The sequence below is a fragment of the Roseibium sp. genome, assembly GCF_965229775.1.
Classification (GTDB): domain Bacteria; phylum Pseudomonadota; class Alphaproteobacteria; order Rhizobiales; family Stappiaceae; genus Roseibium.
Genome location: NZ_OZ245929.1, coordinates 4,501,422 through 4,517,775, shown reverse-complemented (window position 1 = coordinate 4,517,775; position 16,354 = coordinate 4,501,422). Strand labels below are relative to the sequence as shown.

12 protein-coding genes are annotated in these 16,354 nt (G+C 59.5%); 3 read left to right on the top strand and 9 right to left on the bottom strand.

The window, feature by feature from the left end:
* Window positions 1-81: 81 nt before the first annotated feature.
* The 6 genes from ACO07N_RS20345 to ACO07N_RS20320 all read right to left on the bottom strand — a co-directional run bounded on the left by ACO07N_RS20345 (window position 82) and on the right by ACO07N_RS20320 (window position 4,910).
* Complete coding sequence (locus tag ACO07N_RS20345; protein WP_421982777.1) at window positions 82-717, bottom strand: hypothetical protein; 636 nt, start codon at window positions 715-717, stop codon at window positions 82-84.
* A 394-nt stretch (window positions 718-1,111) separates the two neighbouring features.
* Complete coding sequence (locus tag ACO07N_RS20340; protein WP_421982776.1) at window positions 1,112-1,558, bottom strand: hypothetical protein; 447 nt, start codon at window positions 1,556-1,558, stop codon at window positions 1,112-1,114.
* A 288-nt stretch (window positions 1,559-1,846) separates the two neighbouring features.
* Window positions 1,847-2,323 carry a 30S ribosomal protein S9 gene (gene rpsI / locus ACO07N_RS20335; protein WP_421982775.1) on the bottom strand — a complete coding sequence of 159 codons (477 nt, stop codon included), beginning with the start codon at window positions 2,321-2,323 and terminating at the stop codon, window positions 1,847-1,849.
* 2 nt (window positions 2,324-2,325) lie between these two features.
* The gene (gene rplM, locus ACO07N_RS20330; RefSeq protein WP_319387201.1) at window positions 2,326-2,793 is read right to left on the bottom strand and encodes a 50S ribosomal protein L13; all 468 of its coding nucleotides are present in this window, start codon (window positions 2,791-2,793) and stop codon (window positions 2,326-2,328) included.
* A gap of 245 nt (window positions 2,794-3,038) precedes the next feature.
* Window positions 3,039-3,467, bottom strand: coding sequence for a PaaI family thioesterase (locus ACO07N_RS20325; protein ID WP_421982774.1), 429 nt, complete (start codon window positions 3,465-3,467; stop codon window positions 3,039-3,041).
* 99 nt (window positions 3,468-3,566) lie between these two features.
* Entirely contained in the window at window positions 3,567-4,910 is a 1,344-nt protein-coding gene (locus ACO07N_RS20320; protein WP_421982773.1) for a ferric reductase-like transmembrane domain-containing protein, read from the bottom strand.
* 179 nt (window positions 4,911-5,089) lie between these two features.
* On the opposite strand from ACO07N_RS20320, the gene ACO07N_RS20315 reads away from it, so the two are divergent.
* Complete coding sequence (locus ACO07N_RS20315) at window positions 5,090-5,587, top strand: hypothetical protein (RefSeq protein ID WP_421982772.1); 498 nt, start codon at window positions 5,090-5,092, stop codon at window positions 5,585-5,587.
* A gap of 21 nt (window positions 5,588-5,608) precedes the next feature.
* On the opposite strand, the gene bmt is transcribed toward ACO07N_RS20315, so the two are convergent.
* From bmt to ACO07N_RS20300, 3 genes are all read right to left on the bottom strand, one after another.
* Entirely contained in the window at window positions 5,609-6,640 is a 1,032-nt protein-coding gene (gene bmt, locus ACO07N_RS20310) for a betaine--homocysteine S-methyltransferase (protein WP_421982771.1), read from the bottom strand.
* Window positions 6,641-6,805: 165 nt separating this feature from the next.
* Window positions 6,806-9,367 carry a GcvT family protein gene (locus ACO07N_RS20305; RefSeq protein ID WP_421982770.1) on the bottom strand — a complete coding sequence of 854 codons (2,562 nt, stop codon included), beginning with the start codon at window positions 9,365-9,367 and terminating at the stop codon, window positions 6,806-6,808.
* 1,106 nt (window positions 9,368-10,473) lie between these two features.
* The gene (locus ACO07N_RS20300; RefSeq protein ID WP_421982769.1) at window positions 10,474-12,432 is read right to left on the bottom strand and encodes an autotransporter domain-containing protein; all 1,959 of its coding nucleotides are present in this window, start codon (window positions 12,430-12,432) and stop codon (window positions 10,474-10,476) included.
* Window positions 12,433-13,345: 913 nt separating this feature from the next.
* Between ACO07N_RS20300 and ACO07N_RS20295 the strand changes: the two genes are divergently transcribed.
* On the top strand, window positions 13,346-14,884 hold the full coding sequence (locus tag ACO07N_RS20295) for a trimethylamine methyltransferase family protein (protein WP_421982768.1): 1,539 nt from the start codon (window positions 13,346-13,348) through the stop codon (window positions 14,882-14,884).
* A gap of 173 nt (window positions 14,885-15,057) precedes the next feature.
* A complete protein-coding gene (locus ACO07N_RS20290; RefSeq protein ID WP_421982767.1) occupies window positions 15,058-16,236 on the top strand; it encodes an AGE family epimerase/isomerase in 1,179 nt (392 codons plus the stop codon).
* Window positions 16,237-16,354: the final 118 nt, after the last annotated feature.

Genomic DNA, 16,354 nt, shown 5'->3' with positions numbered 1-16,354 from the left:
TTGCAGAAGCCTTGTCTGTGTCCGCAAAGAGGCTCTACAAACAGACGCCTTGCGGCTGTCCGGCGATCTATGGGTCCGTGCTCAGACGCGGTCCGGGATCGAATACCCCGTATACCGGTTGGATTTCGCAAAGGCGTCATAGATGATTTTCGTCTGTCTTTCCGACACGGGGCAAGTCTCTCGAAACCCTGATTTCGCCTTCGCCGTCAGATCGACCTCGAAACCAAGCATATCAGCGACGGACCTCAGCTCTTCGGCCAGGTTTTCGTATTTCAGTATCCTGTGCACCAGCAATCCGCCATGCCTGTCGGTGTACTTTCCGACATCGACGGGAAACTTCCCCCGAGCCACATAATCATCCCAGGTAAGGCCCTGGTTGCCCCTGTTGTGGACGGGACTGTTGACCAACATGCTGTAGTGGCTCATGCACTTGTCTACCGGTTCACGCTCGACACAAAAAACAAAGTACTTCCGGAAAGCCCTGCGCCCGACGATCTTCCTGATTTCACGCGCGCTCATGTGGTTGGAGCAGTTCCGCGAGAACAGGCCGCATTTCCTGTAAGCGAAATTTTGAGGCATGTGACCGGGGACCGCCGGGACGATCGGTGTCGCAATATCGCCCGCGCCGAGCACCTTGTTGAGGTCAACCTCTATGGATGTTCCGGCCGTTTTGACCGTCTTGACGAAAATGAACTTGTGTCTGTGACTGACAATCACGGCATCCTCGCAGCTTACGAACAAAACATGCAGCGATTTCGGAGAAGCAGTCCATGTTTGCGCGCACGAGTTTAAAGATCGGTACCTGGATCCATCTAGTTAATTCATGCGCAGCCGACAACATGATACATGATATAATTCTATATAATATTCTTATTGAGCTATCCAAACCTTAAATTCATGCTGATATTTACTTAATATTTCTTCCGTTAGGTTAGCTCATAAGAGAAAACACTATAGTCCGGTTTAACCCGAAATGGGTCTCGTGAAACGATCTTCCGTCAACAAGACTGTCATTCCGGCCGCGGCGCAGCGGAAGGCCCGAATCCAGTGACCACTTGTTTCTTCGTCTTTTCCAATCTCGGGCAAATGGGAATACGGACCGCGATCACACTCATTCATATTGAACGATTACAGAGAGGAAATCCTCCTCGCTCGTGACGACAGTGTGGTGCCCCTTACCGTGCTTGTCCTCCATATGCCAAACATCACCTGGGCCAATGTCCCTGAACTCTCCGTCACTGGCGGTCACGCGCACTGTGCCGGAGAGGCAAATCAGTTTTTGGACGACAGGGGTTGGATGAATTGGCTCATTCCAACCAGACTTCAGCCTCAAAAACATGGTTTGTTTGACGACCTCAGGCGTAGAAATCTCTATTGCCTTTGCAGGAGGCGCAAAGGTCTGTTCTTGCAATTCAACCTCAATATCTTCCCAGTGGCTCTCACCTTGAGAGTCGCAATAGAGTTTTTGGAATTTCAATTGTTTTGCCTTTCGTAGAGACCAAGTCGCATAATCTACCAATTGATTGCAGACCTTGGGGTAATTCGCAGAAACCTGCAAGTTGGCCTCGAATCCGTCGATCTACCTGACGGACCAGGATGTCGTCTCTTGGGGCAATGCAAACAATGAAGCCAGGCACCCAGGCGCGGATGCGGCCCCTCCACCATCTGCGACAATGCGTATTTGCGCGCATCCTGCGCCCAGGTCCCACAGGTGATCTCGAAAGGCCGTCGGGTCTCCGCGCACAGTCGAAAAACGTGCGGCCGGCGCGCGTGCTTCCCCCAAAAGCAATGCGGCGCTCCCATGTCCTGGAAGCGCCGCATGAATCTTGCAATGTCGTTCGAGCGATTAACGCTTGGAGAACTGGAACGAACGACGTGCCTTGCGCTTGCCGAACTTCTTACGCTCGACAACACGGCTGTCGCGAGTGAGGAAGCCGTTTTTCTTCAGGACACCGCGCAGCTCGGGTTCGTAGTGGGTCAGAGCCTTGGAGAGGCCATGACGCACGGCGCCGGCCTGGCCGGACAGACCGCCACCTGTGACGGTTGCGACAACATCGTACTGGCCATCACGGTCGGTCAGCATGATCGGCTGACGCAGGATCATCTGCAGAACCGGACGGGCGAAGTACTCGGTGAAGTCCTTGCCGTTGACGGAAATCTTGCCGGTGCCGGGCTTGATCCAGACGCGGGCGATCGCGTCTTTCCGCTTGCCGGTTGCGTATGCGCGGCCCTGTGCGTCCAGCTTCTGGACATGGACCGGAGCTTCGGGAGCAGCGGTGTCGACCGCGCCGCCCAGTTCTTCCAGGGATTGCAGCTCAGCCATCGTTAAGCCCTCCTGCCGTCATTCTTTGCGTTGAGGCCTTTCACGTCGACCAGTTCGGGCGACTGAGCTTCATGCGGGTGGTTCGGACCAGCGTAGACCTTGAGGTTCTTGAGCTGCTTGTTGGACAGAGGGCCGCCCGGCATCATGCGCTGCACGGCTTTTTCCAGAACACGCTCGGGGAAACGGCCTTCCAGGATACCGCGCGCGGTGCGCTCCTTGATGCCACCCGGGTGACCGGTGTGCCAGTAGTATTTCTTGTTGTCGTACTTACGGCCGGTGAGCACGACCTTGTCGGCATTGATGACGACGATGTTGTCACCGGTGTCGACATGCGGCGTATAGGTCGGCAGATGCTTGCCGCGCAGGTGATTGGCGATGAAAGCGGCGAGACGGCCGACAACCATGCCTTCTGCGTCGATCAAGATCCACTTTTTCTCGACCTCAGCCGGCTTGGCAGAGAAGGTCTTCATGTGTTTGATCCAACTTGGTCGGTTAAGGAAAGGGCCCGCGCAGCTTCCAAATGAGCCGGCAAACGGACCCTGAATTCGTTCGAGGCAGCTTATACGCCGGCACAAAAGGAGCGTCAAGACTGATTATTTCCATATAGGTTTAATTTTCTAATATATTTCAATGCTTTACAAAAACGGTATTATAATACCACACTAAATTTGACTGCTTTGGACATTACAGGCCTTGCCTGGAAGCTCCACAATGCTCATCCACGCGGCGGCACGGAATAAGTCGCCGTCGCATGGGCAACAAGATCTTCGTCCCCTGCCCCGGCAATCCCGCATTCGACCACGGCAAGCCGCTTGCCCAGCTTCAGAAGACGGCAGGTCCCGAGCAGATCTCCCGGTTGGGGCTTGCGCAGGAAGTTGATGTTGAAGTTAGTCGTGACCGCAAGGGCCACCGGGCCGATATGCGCCAGGATGACGACATAGGCTGCAAGATCTGCAAGCGCCATCATCGAGGGGCCTGAAACCGTACCGCCAGGTCTCAAATGAAGGTCCGTCGCCGCAAGGCGCATGACCGCCTCGCCTTCCGAAACGCTCTCAATGGAATAGGCGCGACCACCGGCATGGATCTGCGGAAACTCCCTGTCGAGAAACGCTGCAATCTGTTCAGCTGTCATCACCGGCTGCATGAAAGTCTCCTATGCCTCTCATTTCATGCCGGTATTCCGGCCTTCTTTTACGTAAACGTCAAACAAGGAGAATTGCAAGTGCCGCTTTTTGTGATTGTGTCACTCGGCAGGGTGAGCACCGGACGCGCGCCGCTTTTCAATGGCGTAGGTACCACGATCCCAAAGCCATGCTGCAAACCTGCGAAGGCCAATGCCGGTGCGCATCTCGAATTCCTCGAAATGAAAGCGCGATGCGCGCATTCCCTTCAACACCAGACCGCTCTTCAACGCCTTGCGCATGGCAACAGGTCCGCAGAAAAAGACATGGGCCCGTGCGAGTTCACCGCCAAGGTCAGCCGCGATCCGTTCAGGCGTCAACCGGACGCCTTCGGCCGAGTTGACGATGATCACTTCGAGGCTGGAAACCGCTTCCGCTATTTTTTCAAGCTCGACCGCGTAGGGAATGTCGTCACGTTCGCGAACGCAGTAATAAAGCTTGACTTGGCCCGTTTCCCGCTGCTTCAGGTGTTCGGCAAAGGCGAGGAACGGGGTTATGCCGATCCCGGCGCCGACCCAGACCTGCGGCTCCCGTCCGGACGGCATCGAAAAGTGGCCGAAAGGTCCGGAGACGGTCGCGTCCATGCCCTGTTCGATCCTGTCGCGAAAACGGCGGGTGTAGTCACCGAGATCCTTGATCGAAAACCGCAGGACCCGATCCTGGCGCGGTGCGCCGCTCAGTGTGAAGGGATGCTCTTCGGAAAGCCCGCTTCCTGAAACCGAGAGAAAGGCGAATTGCCCCGGCTTGTGTTTCAGGCCGCGCCCTCTGGGCGTCAACTCGACTTCCGTCAATCCGCCCAGATGCTTTACCGACGCAACCGTGTAGCCGTGCCCGCGCGGCGCCATGGGCCTCAGCACTGACATCCAGGCATAGCTGACGAGCCCAAGCAGACAGAATGCGGAAATGTAGAGCCCGAGCGGTTCGGCATTGGAGAAAGGTTTCTCGATGAAGAAGAAGTGGAAGGCGCCCAGCGCGAAAAAGATCCCGATCAGCCGGTGGCTCCACTTCCACAAGTGATAGGGAATGAAGGTGATCACGGATGCGAGCACCAGAATGAGAAGCCCGTAAAGGCTGATCTCACCGATGTCTTCGGCAATACCGGCAAGCGGACCGCCGCGCAGTCCGTTCATTTCCGCATCGATGATGTCATGAAGGCCAATGGCGACCATGGCGATGACGCCGAGCCACTTGTGCAGCACATAAATCCTGTCGAGAGGACCGAAAACCGTTTCCAGGCCCGGCATCCGGGTGGCAATGAACTGGTTGAGCCCCATCAGCACCAGGGCCGCGGACCCGAGATACTGACTGAAAAGCGCGATCGGATCGCGGGATGTAGCCAACGGCACATACCAGACAACGGGAACGAGGCATGCGGCGGCAATCAGTATCAGACCGAAATATCTCAAACAGCTCTCCAACAGGTTTTACCGCGGGACGCGCGGGCAGGAGTGACACAGCGACGGCGTAAAAGGAGATCGTTCAAATTCAATAAAACTTCCCTGGTGCAGGTTGCAATAACGCGTCCCTGGTAGAAAATCATCCCGCGCTGAGACTGATGGCCATTGATGTCTGAACGGAGACCCAGATGCGTAAAACCTGTTTCGCCGGCGGCCTGTTTTCCGCTGTGTTCCTGTTGGCGGTGTACGGTTCAAGTCTTGACGCGTTCGCCGACGACTGGACCTACATGGACGACCGCTCGAGCCCGCAGAAGCTCGTCGAGAGCTACTATTTCGCGATCAGCAACCGCTATTACGCGCAGGCCTACGGCTATTTCAAACCGGATTCAGCGCCCGGCGATTTCGAAGAGTGGTCCTCGGGATATGCCAAAACCAAATCGGTCACCGTCAAGTTCGGATCGACCGCACCTGATCCGGGTGCAGGTCAGATCTACTGGGCTCTGCCCGTGGTTATCGAAGCCGTGCAGACAGACGGCAAGAGCCTCGTCTATTCAGGCTGCTACAAGATCCACATGAGCAATCCCGGCATGCAGACCGATCCGCCCTACCAGTCGATGGCGATCGATTCGGCGAGCCTCAAGGAAACAGACGCGTCCTTCAAGGATGCAAAGCCCGGCAGCTGCTGACACCGGGCTGCGCGCTCCTTGTCAGGCCCTGCGCCGACCGCGCCGGCGTCCACTCGATGCCGATCCCTCGCTCTCCGCCCGGGCTGCATCCGCGGCCTTGTTGGGCGGCGAGACGAGAGGGCCGATGTCGCTCAGGATTTCATCCAATGTCGGGCGTTCACCGGCCAAATGGCTGTCGAGCGCCGCGCGCATCGCTGCAAGATGCAAGGGTGAGGTTCCGCAGCAGCCGCCAATGATCCGGGCACCGGCATCCAGCGCCTTGTGCGTGTATCGTGCCATCAGGTCGGGCGTGCCGGTATAGACGACTTCGTCGCCCTGGATCTGCGGGATACCGCAATTGGCCTTGGCAACGACAATCGCGTCCGGGTAGGCCTCGGTGATTTCCATGATGGCCGCCAGCAGATCGGACGCGCCGACACCGCAGTTGGAGCCAATGGCGACCGGTGTGCAGGCAAACTCGGCTTGCAGGTCGCCCAGTCCCTTGGGCGGCAGCCCCATCATGGTTTTGCCTGCCGTATCGAAACTCGCCGTGATCACAAGCGGCAGGTCGAAGTCCTTGGCTGCCTCGGCGACGGCTTTCATTTCCTCCACGGCGGACATGGTCTCGGCCCAGAGCGCGTCAGCCCCGCCTTCGAACAGCCCTTCCATCTGCTCACGGAAGGCTGCAACGGCGTCTTCGAAACTCAAGGCACCGAGCGGCTGGAAGAGTTCTCCGGTCGGACCAATGGACCCGGCCACCAGAACCTCGCGCTCCACCGTCGCGGCGACGTCGCGTGCCAGCATGACGCCGGCGGCGTTGAGTTCCTTCACCCTGCCTTCTGCCTGATGGAGCTTCAGCCTGTGGCGGTTGCAGCCGAAGGTGTTGGTCAGGATGATATCGGCGCCGGCATCCACGAAGGACTGGTGCAGGGCGCGGATCTTGTCGGGCTCGTCCGTGTTCCATAGTTCCGGTGCATCGCCGGAGACCAGGCCCATATCAAACAGGTTGGTGCCCGTTGCGCCATCGGCAAGGAGCGCGCCCTTGCGCGAAAGCAGGTCTTCAAGTTTCGACATGCGGAGGTCTTTCAAGTCAAAGTCAGGCGGTGTGGCCACCCCAAGGAATTACCGGTGCCTGCAATAGCAGAACCCGCGCAGAAGTCCACGCGGGTTTTGCAGATTGCGTAAGCACACGGCCATGCGCGCTCCGGAGCGCCCAGCGCTCCATGCAAACGCCGCGGATCAGCTGCGCGGCTTGAGGTTCTCCGGATCGTAGAGCGGTGCATAGCCGACGCCGGCGACCTCGACCGGGTACGTTTCCGACATGTATTCCACGTTGAGCCTTCGGCCGACCTCACAATAGTCCTGCGGAAGATACGCCAGCGCGATGTTCTTGCCGATTGTCGGCCCGAAGGCGACGGAGGTCGTGTAGGAAATCCGGCCCAGACTGTCGACCAGCGTTCTTCCGGTATCCGGGTCCATGACCGGCATGGCGCCGACCGGGTAACGCCTGACGCCGTTGCTGTCGGTGTTCTCCGTCATCACGAGCGTGCAGAGCATGGCCGGTTGCTTGTCGCGGGCCCGGTATTCCAGATGCTTCGCCTTGCCACGGAAGTCGGCTTCCTTGATTTTCGGACGCGCCAGATCGGCCTCGTAGAGATTGTACTGGGTGAGCAGGTCCGCGTTCTGCAGCCTGAGGCTCTTTTCCATGCGCCGGGAGTTGGCATAGGTCTCCACGCCGACGGCCATGACCCCGAGGTCCCGGAGCGCGTCCCAGACGGCAAGGCCGTCCTCGTATTTCATATGCAGTTCCCACCCCTGCTCACCGACATAGGACAGGCGCAGGGCGGAGACAGGCTTGCCGGCAATCTCGATCTGCCGGATCGCGGCGAACGGGAAATTCTCCACATCCAGCGCGGCAGGATCCGATACCACCTTTTTCAGATTGTCGCGGGCGTTCGGGCCCCAGATGCCGATTGTCGTGAACTCTTCGCTGACATCGGTCACCGTCACATCGTAGCCTTTGTCCTCGGCAATGCGCTTGACGTAGTGATAGTCGCGCGGCCCGGCGTCGGCACCGTCAACGATGCGGCAGCGGTCGGCCATGCGGAACACCGTCAGGTCGGCGCGGACGTTGCCCTCGTCGTCGAGGAAGTGGGTGTAGATGCCTTTGCCGATGTTGTTGTCACCGCCGATCCTGGCCGCACAGAGCCACTCCAGCAGCGCGACATGATCCGGTCCCGAGACGTCGAACATGTAAAAATGCGACAGGTTGATGATGCCGCAATCCTCACTCATGGCCAGCTGTTCGGCATTCGAGACACGCCAGAAATGCCGGTTGTCCCACTCCGCCTCGCGCACCGGGACACGGTTGCCGTATTTCTCAAGCAGATGCTCGTTCGCCGCGTAGCCGTGCGCCCGCTCCCAGCCGCCAAGTTCCATGAAGTGGCCGCCGAGCTCGACTTCCCGCTCGTAGAAGGGTGACCGCTTGACGCCGCGTCCCGTCGCATAGGGCTCACGGGGATGGATCGCCGGGAAATAGATCTTCTGCGCGGCCTCATAGCAACGGCCGGCAATGAAGTCCTCGGTCATCTGATGGGCGTAGAACCGGGAATAGTCGATCGGCGCGTGGTCGATTTCCGTGCGCCCGTCCGTGATCCAGTCGGCGATCAGCTTGCCGTATCCCGGCCCGTCCTTGACCCAGATCGCCACGCAGTACCACAAGCCGCGGACCTTCTGGCTTTCGCCGCAGGACGGACCGCCGGCGGCCGAAACCTGCAGCAAGCCGTTATAAGAATGGCCTTCGTTATAGCCGAGTTCACCCAGGATCGGGGTAAGCTCCATGGCGCGTTCGAGCGGTTCGATGACCTGTTCCATCTCTAGATCACGCTGGGACGGCGACAGGCGTGCCTGGTCCTTTTCCAGTAGATCACGCGGGTGGCACATGCGCGGGTTCTCAGTCTCGTAGTACCCCCATTCGATCTGTCCGCCTTCCGCGGTCTTGGGATCGCCGGTATCGCGCATATAGGCGGAGTTGCCCTGATCGCGCAGCAGCGGGTAGCCGATATCCTTGCCCGTTCCCTCGAACTCGTTATAGGGGCCGAAGAAGGTGAGCGGGTGATCGACCGGCATGACCGGCAGATCCTCACCCACCATTGCCGCAATCTGCCGCCCCCAGAGGCCGGCACAGACAATGACATGATCCGCCATGATTGTGCCCCGATGGGTGACGACACCCTTGATGCGGCCGTCTTCGACGATCAGCGACTGTGCAGGCGTGTTCGCGAAGGCCTTGAGCTTGCCGGTCTGCTCGGCCATGTCGACAAGCCTGCCCGCCACCGTCTGCGAACGCGGCACGACAAGGCCCGCATCCGGGTCGAACATGCCGCCCTGCACCTGGTCTTCCTCGATCAGCGGAAACAGCGCCTTGATCTCGGCTGGATCGACCAGGCGCACATTGGTGCCGAATGCCTTGCCGGACGTGACCTTGCGCTTGATCTCTTCCATCCAGGTGTCGTCGCCCGTGCGCGCGACTTCCAGCCCCCCGACACGTGCGTAGTGACCCATCTTGTCGAAAAACTCGATGGAGTACTGCGTCGTCCAGACGGACAGATAGTCGTGGCTGGTCGTGTAGCAGAAATCGGAGGCGTGCGCCGTCGAGCCGATGTCGGTCGGAATGCCGGACTTGTCGATACCGACGACATCGGTCCAGCCACGCTCCAGCAGGTGATGCGCCACCGAGGCACCGACGATGCCCCCCAACCCGACGATGACGATTTGTGCCCTGTCAGGAAATGCTGACATGTTTCATTCCTCTTCACTACGCGGAAGCGGCCTGCGACTTCGCCGCCTCATTGCCTTTGGTGTGCACGACCTGCACATCGATCCTTGCGGCGCAGTATCGCGACAGAACGGAAGTGCGAATAGCGTGAATGCGTCATGGCGACATTATGACCACGACACGGTGTTGCCAAATAAGGAGTGCGGCAGCCGCACCGCACCGAACCGAAACGGCATGGATGCCATGGTCAAGCCATGGCATGACGATAGTCAGAGGCTAGCCAGTGCCCAACCGTCACCCCGGACGCAGCGCAGCGGAGATCCGGGGCCTACTCGTTTGCAGAGCAGCTGTTGTTTGACCGGGCAGGGTCCGCCGTTTCCTGCCCCTATGCACGGGCTTTGAGGCAACGTGGATTGGGTCCCGGATCAAGTCCGGGATGACGCCGGTGGGAAAGAGAGCGCATCCGCTCCCCTCGCCGTCCGGGGTGCAGCACGAGCGTGAAGACGCCAAACCTCGTCCCCAACATCTGCGTCATTGCCGGACTTGATCCGGCAATCCATGCCGTGACGCGTCTACAGATACGATCTTTGCAAGGTGGCGATGGAGCGGCATGGATGCCATGGTCAAGCCCACTGCTGTCCGGTTTAACCCGACTTGGATCTCGTGAGGAGCTCCGCAGAAAAGGAACTTGTCATTCCGGCTGAAGCGAAGCGGAAGGCCGGAACCCAGTAACCACCTGTTTCTCTTTTTTTTTCAAGATCCAGCCACTTGGAGTACTGGTTCCCGGTCTTGCCGCATATGCGGCAAACCGGGACGACAAATCGGGGATACAATTCCGTATCCCAATTTGGCGCCGCACGGAGATATATGGCTTTCTCAACGACGTAAGCTCGATTGTGTTTCCCAAACCGGACAGCAGTGGGTCAAGCCATGGCATGACGACAGGCAGGGGCAAGCAGCGCCCAACCGTCACCCCGGACGAACTTCGTGAGATCCGGGGCCGGGGCGCCGCGACGCCAGCGGCTGCCGAGGGCAAGAACGCCAACGCTCCTGCCTCCCCGATCCCGGCTCGCCCTGCGCTTGGCCGGGATCACAAACAGAGGGTCACTGCCGAGCTGCAACGCCCCGCTCAAAAGCGGATCGCGAGGCGGGCCATGCCCTGGAGGGCGTCGACGTCGTCGGAGAAGGTGCCCTGACCGTCCAGGGTGAAGCTGGCATTGGAGCCGAGATGCAGATCGAGCGATGCCCCGGCATAGGCGGCGGAGCGGTCGGTTGCGTCGAGGCCGACGGCGTTGGTGATGCCGAGCAGCGTCACGGGCACGTCGTCATCGCCTACTGAGCTGCGCAGCAGATAGCCGGCGCGGCCCGTCAGGGCGGCCGGGCCGATATCTCTTGACACCGCGAGTTCGAAATCTCCTTCCACCACGCCTAGCGAATGGGCGTCCACCGACGCATTGGCGTTCGAACCGCTTTCCTCGTAGGCGGCGGTGTGTTGCAGGGCGTAGCGGCCCCGCACGGTTGGCGTCAGAACAAGACCGGTGTCGCCGAGTTGGATGGCAGCGGACAGAGAGGCCTCCGGGGTGATGAACCAGCTTTCGTACGACGCGCTTGCCCAGCTCTCACCGAGGGTAAGCCCGCCGGTCAGTGCGGTGTTGTCATTAATGAAACGCGTGCTGTCATTTGACTGCCAGCCCCCGGCAACACCGCACCCAACGGTCACGCGCCCGAAGCGCCGGTCGCCATAGATGCCCGCAAAGACGCCGTTGCTGTCAATATCCTGCGAGTCCGCCCAGGTGCTTTTCGCTGTGATCGTGCCATTCATATAGCCCGCCATGACGCCCAGGCGCATCACCGATGACTGGCTCCAGGCATAGCCGGCGGCAGCGCCGATCTGATCAATGGTCTGGTCGAGTGTGCTGCCGTCGCCCTCATAGTTGGCCGTGCCGCCGAAGCCAGTGATCCAGAAGTGGCCCGACTTGAACCCGTAGGCGGCCTCCGGGCCGGAGTTGGTTGCCAGCAGCGCGTCAAATCCATCAGAGGTCTGCGTTGCGTCTTCGCCATAGGCAAGCGCTGCGGAGACAGCCGCCGCCGGTGCCAGCCGCCCTGCCTGCCTCAAACCATAGCGCCCGAGACGGGCCAGCGTGTTCGCATTATCGGCCAGTTGGTTGAAACTCGCGCTCAGCCCGGTTGGCTCAAAGGTGGCGAACTGGCCGGTGGTTGGATCGTAGAACCAGGGGACGGTGCCGGAAATATTGGCCTCACCGCCCGCGACATTCGTGGTGGGAAGCTGCCAAAGTACGGAATGGGACGGCCCGGTATCGATGTTGAGTGTAGTATCGGAATTGAATTCGATTCCCCCGCCAAGAAAAGACGGGGCGTTCAAGTTTACAACCGGATCGGTATAATTGATACCAACACGAATTGCGTAGCCTTGCTCACCAATGATGGTTCCATTATTGAACACCGTCACGCCTTCGAATGGCGCGGAACTCAATCCATTTTGCAAATAGATACCACTTGTGATTCCGCTGCCACCTGTTCGGATTGATCCAACGTTTCGAATGTCGGTGAAATCGCCATAGTTTCTGATGCCGTGCGCTGCGTTTCCACTGGTCTCGATTGAACCGTTGTTGATGATCGTAACGTTGTTGCCTCTCAAGTTGCGAATGCCTGAGGCGACAGACATGATGGCACCGTTATTGATAATTATCGTGTTGTGACCGGAGCTATTAAGGATAGCTTCCGAGGCAGATTGCGTCGTGCGGATGGTTCCCTCGTTCGTGATCCTGGCCCCATCCCCGGTATTGTAGATCCCGCGTGATCCGCCGGCGGTCACACCGCTTGTGGAGATCAGCCCCCAATTGGTGATCGTATTGCCGGAGCCGCTGCTGTTGATACCATATTCGTCGGTCGTGATGATGCTGCCGTCTTCGGTGACCACCAGCGTGTCGTCGCCATCGACCACCTGTGTGGTGGTCTCGTCTGTATCAACGATGAAATCATCAGCTCGGGTTTGCTCGGCCGCTGCGAACATAAAAACACCGGCACACAGGGCGGTCAGCTTTTGCTGACGGGGAAACAGGACCATTCCGGACGTCTTTCATATCTGACGTCCCCCACACACTCTCTTGGTACACTGTCACTTCTGACAGGTAAACCGGCATTAACCAATAAAGTGTGCAGATATTCACGACTTCGCCAGGGGTTGCAGATTCGCCACATGGATCGCACCACCCGGCGTCTGCCGTCCGTCAGTGAAGGCGAACCAGTGCTCTTTGTCACCCCGGACGCAGCGCAGCGGAGATCCGGGGCCTACTCGTTTGCAGTGCAATGGTTGTTTGGTAGAGCGGGATCCGCCGTTTGCCGCTCCATGGCAGGTGTGTTGAGGCAATATGGATTGGGTCCCGGAGCAAGTTCGGGATGACGGCTGGGAGTGAGAGCGCCTCCGCTCCCCCCGCCGTCCGGGGCGCAGCATGAGCGCGAAGACGCGAAACCTTGTCCCAAACATTTGCGTCATTGCCGGACTTGATCCGGCAATCCATGCCCTGACGCGTCTACGGACTCGACCTTTGCAAGGTGGCGGCGGAGCGGCATGGATCCCGGATCAAGTCCGGGATGACGACTGGGAAAGGCTGTCCGGTGCACCGATCACCTCAGGACGCCTTCAGTCTTGTTTCCAATGCCGAGATCTGATCCGGAATCCTTTGCGCGGCATCTTGTGCGTGAACAGGGTGCCGTAGCGGGTGGATGCGGCATTCATCCGAAACGCTGCAGCGCGGCAGCGACCACATGGAAGGCAGCCGCTGAGCCGGATTTCAACGCAGAAGCGACGGTTTTCCGCAACAGTGCTACACTGTCCGCCTCCCGGCACCGGCAAGCAAGATCGATCAAGTCAGGGACATGACGCATTTATGGCAAAGTGCGACGCATCTGGAGCCGGGTTGCACTTGCGCCTGAGAAAGACTACGCACAACTCAAAACACCACCCTTGGAGCTGAATGATGTCAGACGCCGCCCCGTCGGGCCGCAGAGGCCGATCCGCCCGCCGCGAGCGCAGGCAAGCAGGTCCGGCCGGCCAGGCTGTCCCCTACATATCCCGCAAACTCCCAATCTATGATGTCCTCGGCGAAGAAGGCGTTTTGAAGATCGAGGCGAATGCGGATCGCATTCTCGCGGAAATCGGACTGGAATTCCGCGAAGACCCGGAAGTGCTCCGGATCTGGAAGGACGCCGGTGCGGATGTCGACGGCGAGCGCGTGCGGTTTCCGAAGGGCATGCTGCGCGAGATCCTGAAGACAGCGCCGTCCCAGTTCACCCAGCATGCGCGCAACCCGGCCCGCAATGTGGAGATCGGCGGCAACAATCTCGTATTTGCCCCTGTCTACGGCCCCCCCTTCGTGACCGATCTGGATCAGGGACGCCGCTACGGCACGATCGAGGATTTCAGAAACTTCGTGAAACTGGCCTACATGTCGCCCTGGATGCACCATTCGGGCGGCACTGTCTGCGAACCGGTCGATCTGCCGGTGAACAAGCGCCATTTCGACATGGTCTATTCGCACATCAAGTATTCCGACAAGCCGTTCATGGGGTCGGTCACGGCACCGGAGCGCGCGGAAGATTCGGTCGCGATGGCGAAGATCACCTTCGGCGAGGAATTCGTCGATCAAAACTGCGTCATGATCCAGTTGATCAACGCGAACTCGCCGCTGGTCTTCGACGCCACCATGCTTGGCGCATTGAAGGTCTATGCGAAGAACAACCAGGCCTGCATCGTGTCGCCGTTCATCCTGGCGGGCGCGATGAGCCCGGTGACGGTTGCCGGGACGCTGTCCCAGGTGCTGGCGGAGGCGATGGCGGGATGTGCGCTGACGCAGCTCATCCGCCCCGGCGCACCGGTGGTGTTCGGCGCCTTTGTCAGCTCCATCTCCATGCAGTCCGGCGCGCCGACCTTCGGCAGCCCGGAAGGCTCGCTGCTTCTGAACGGTGCCGCCAAGCTGGCGCGCAGGCTCAACCTGCCATTCCGCTCGGGCGGCTCGTTCACCGCCTCCAAGCTGCCGGACGGCCAGTCGGCGCAGGAATCGGCGCAGACGATCCTTGCAACGCTTCAGTCGGGCGTGAACTTCGCCCTCCACTCCGCCGGATGGCTCGAGGGCGGTCTGTGTTCGTCCTACGAAAAATTCGTCATGGATGCCGATCAGCTCGGCATGATGCATGTGCTGGCAAAGGGCATCGAGGTCGATGACGAGACCCTGGCAATGGACGCCCTGCAGGAAGTCGGCCCGGGCGGGCACTTCCTCGGCGCCGCCCACACACAGCGGAACTTTGAGAGCGCGTTCTACCGCTCCTCGATCGCCGACAACAATTCCTACGAGCAGTGGCTTGCCGACGGCGAACTCGATGCCGCGCGCAGGGCCAACGGCAAGTGGAAGGAAATGCTCAGGTCTTATACCGGTCCCGAACTCGATCCGGCGATCGACGATGCGCTGATCAGCTTCATGGCCGAGCGCAAGGCGTCCTTCCCGGACAGCAACGTCTGAACCGGCATCCGGTGTCCCGGCCCGTGCCGGGACATCCGCCAAGGCAGCGGCGCATAGAGGTGCCTCCGTAAATTTACCTGTTTTTCCTTGTTGGAACTTTTCGCTAAAACGTCCTGACCGGTTTCAAACCGATTCACCCAGAGCATCCGCCTCACCCGGGCACGAGGACTTCAATGGCACCCCATAACGCAGGCCTTGGGCCGATCAGGCAGCTGTCCGCCGATCTCATCAAGTGGCAGAACGACGAAGCCCTGCCGATCTGGCTCGCAGAGGGCGCCGACCTTTCCAGGGGGGAGTGTTTCGAGGCCATCGACCTGGTCGACCGCAAAGCAACGGATGCGCCGCGCCGCGCGCGCATTGTCCCCCGGCAGATCTATTCGTTTCTGGAAGGCGCAAGGCTGGGATGGAACGGACCGGCGGAAGAGATCGCCGCCGGCCTTTTTGACTGGTTCACGCGCACCTACCTGACGAAATCCGGCTATATTGCCGCCGCAGCCAACCTGAACAACGAGATCGTGGACGACACGTTCGATCTTTACAATCAGGCCTTCGCACTGTTCGGTTTCGCGAACATCGCGGCGTCCGTTCCGAGCCGGAAGGCACTTGCGGAAGAGCACGCCGCCAATCTCCTGAATTTCCTTCTGGAGACCTACAGGCACAGCGAGGCGGGTTTCCGGGAAGCCAATCCGGACAAACGACCCCTCTGTTCCAATCCGCACATGCACCTGTTCGAAGCCTGCCTTGCCTGGGAAGCCGTTTCCGATGATCCGGTCTGGGACGAGCTTGCGGACGAGATTGCCGACCTGGCGATGAACAGTTTCATTGATCCGGTCAGCGGCGGTCTGCGGGAATTCTTCGATCTGGACTGGTCGCCCATGCCCGGCGACAAGGGCCGCATCATGGAACCCGGCCACCAGTTCGAATGGGCGTGGTTGCTGTGCAGATGGGGGCGTTCGCGGGAAGATGCGGGTGCCCTGGTTGCCGCAAGACGGCTTTATGACATTGCCTGGACATACGGCATTGACGAAAACCGCGGCGTCACTTTCATGGCGCTCAACGACGACTTCACGGTTCAAAACCCGGTCGCGCGCCTGTGGGGACAGACCGAGTGGATCAAGGCGGCGGTTGCCCTGGCCGAAATCTCGAGCGGACCGGAAAGAGACGCTTACCTGGCGGACATTCCCGCATCGGTCGCGGCACTGCGGGTCTATCTTGAGAATGCACCGGCAGGGCTTTACCTCGACAAACTGGCTCCCGACGGCAGTTTCGCGGATGAGCCGGCCCCCACAAGCTCGCTTTATCACATTGTCTGCGCGATTTCGGAACTTGAGCGGTTCGTGCGCACCTCCTGAGGCGTGAGGACAGGCGCGGTGGCGAAACCAGAGTAAGAAACGACGCAATCTGCCTTTTTCAATTCGGACGGCCATTCTATAGCTGGTCGCCGAATTCGTTTGTTTCAATCGTATCATC